The 2104-nt window shown below is 77.5% G+C and carries 2 pseudogenes; one reads left to right on the top strand and one right to left on the bottom strand.

Annotation, left to right across the window (positions count from 1 at the left end):
• Window positions 1-679, top strand: a pseudogene (locus ACFXA3_RS41535) (histidine phosphatase family protein); the annotation flags it as partial.
• A gap of 95 nt (window positions 680-774) precedes the next feature.
• On the opposite strand, the pseudogene ACFXA3_RS41530 reads toward ACFXA3_RS41535, so the two are convergent.
• Window positions 775-2104: pseudogene (locus tag ACFXA3_RS41530) on the bottom strand (ABC transporter); the annotation flags it as partial.

The following is a 2104-nucleotide window of genomic DNA, read 5'->3' as shown; positions in this document are numbered from 1 at the left end:
GCTCCGCGTTGCGGATCACCATGACGAGCCCCATGCCCCCGCCGGGTCAGGACCGCGCCGCCGCACCCTCCTGGCGGCAGCCGTCCTCGCCCCGTTCACGGCGGTGGGCTGCTCCGCGCAGGACCCGCCCACCGCGGCGGGCCACGGCCCGCGACCCGCGGCGAAGGACGCCCTCGTCATGGTGATCCGCAACGCGGAGCAGCCGTTCGCCGGGGACACCGGCGAGGACGCGGAGGGCAACGAGGACCCCGGAGCCCTCGCCGGTCGCGGCCGCCGCCGGGCCGCGGAACTGCACCTGCTCTTCCCGCCCGCCGGCGGCTCGACGCTGCCCCGCCCCGCGGTCGTCTTCGCCACGGGCGGCCCGGCCGGTGCCCCCGCCCGCTGCCGCCGGACGGTCGAGCCGCTGGCCGCCGCCCTGCACACCCGGCTGCGCGGCGAATTCGCCGTCGGCGCCGAGGCGGCCCTGGCCCGCGCCGTGCTCGCCGCGCCCATGCCCGTGCTCGTCTGCTGGGAGCACACCGGCGTCCCCCGCCTGATCCACGCCCTCGGCGCGGACCGGGTGATCGGCGTCCCCGCCGTCTGGCCCGACCGGCACGACCTGGTGTGGACGTTCACCCGCCGGGAGGGCCGGTGGAGCTTCCGCGAACTCCCGCAGCACCTCCTCCCGGGCGACGCGTAGCCCCGCGCGCCGGGCCTGCGCCAGGCCTGCGCCGGTCCTGGCCACGCCTGCCGCAGGCCTGGGCGCAACGCCCGCGCAGGCGTGGCGAAGGGGCGCTACGGCCGGCCCAGCGCCCGCGCGAGGTGGGCCGCCGTGCGGCCCGCGCCCGCCGCCGCGACCTGCGCCGGCGTGCCCGCCGCGACGATCAGGCCGCCGTCCGCGCCGCCGCCCGGACCCAGGTCGATCACCCAGTCCGCGCCCGCCACCACCTCCATGTCGTGCTCCACGACCACCACCGAGTGCCCCGCGTCCACCAGCCCGTGCAGCTGCCGCAGCAGTACCTGCACATCGGCCGGATGCAGCCCGGTCGTCGGCTCGTCCAGCACGTACAGGGTGTGGTCGCGGCGCTGCCGCTGGAGCTCGGCCGCCAGCTTGATCCGCTGCGCCTCGCCGCCCGACAGCTCCGTCGCCGGCTGCCCCAGCCGCAGGTAGCCCAGCCCGATGTCCTCCAGCGCCCGCAGGCTCCGGGCCGCCGCCGGGACCCCCGCGAAGAAGGCGGCCGCGGACTCCACCGTCAGGGCCAGCACCTCCGCGATGTTCATTCCCCCGTACGTCACATCGAGGGTCTCGGTGTTGTACCGCGCCCCGGCGCACTGCGGACACGGCGCGTACGTACTGGGCAGGAACAGCAGCTCCACCGAGACGAAGCCCTCGCCCTGGCAGGTCTCGCACCGGCCGCCCGGCACGTTGAAGGAGAACCGGCCCGCCTTCCAGCCGCGCTCCCGCGCAGACGGCGCCTGCGTGAACAGCCTGCGCACCACGTCGAACAGCCCCGTGTACGTGGCCAGGTTGGACCGCGGGGTCCGCCCGATCGGCTTCTGGTCCACCTCCACCAGCCGCCGCACCGGGAACGCGGGATCCGTGAGCCGCTCCCCGACCTCCCGGGCGAGCACCTGGCCCACCAGCGTGGACTTGCCCGAGCCCGACACGCCCGTCACGGCCGTGAACACCCCGAGCGGGAACTGCGCGTCCACGCCCCGCAGGTTGTGCCGGTCGGCACCGGTGAGCCGGACGACGCCGTTCGCCTCCCGCACCGGCCGCGCCGGCGCCGTGCCGCCCGCGGCGAACAGGTGGCGCGCCGTCGCCGACTCCGCCACGTCCGCGAGCCCCTGCGGAGGCCCGCTGTACAGCACCCGCCCGCCGTGCTCCCCGGCCAGCGGGCCCACCTCCACCAGCCAGTCCGCATGCCGCACCACGTCCAGGTGGTGCTCGACCACGAACACCGTGTTCCCGGCCGCCTTCAGCCGGTCCAGTACGCCGAGCAGCGCCTCGGTGTCGGCCCGGTGGCGCCCCGCCGACGGCTCGGCCCGATAGGAACCCCCCCCGCAACCGCCCGACCCCCGCGGGGGCGCCCGCCGCCGCCCCGGCACGGCGCCCGCCCGCAAC

The sequence above is a fragment of the Streptomyces sp. NPDC059456 genome, assembly GCF_042750055.1.
GTDB lineage: Bacteria > Actinomycetota > Actinomycetes > Streptomycetales > Streptomycetaceae > Streptomyces.
Note: the sequence above shows the minus strand (reverse complement) of the source record. Positions and strands in the feature narration are given on the sequence as shown.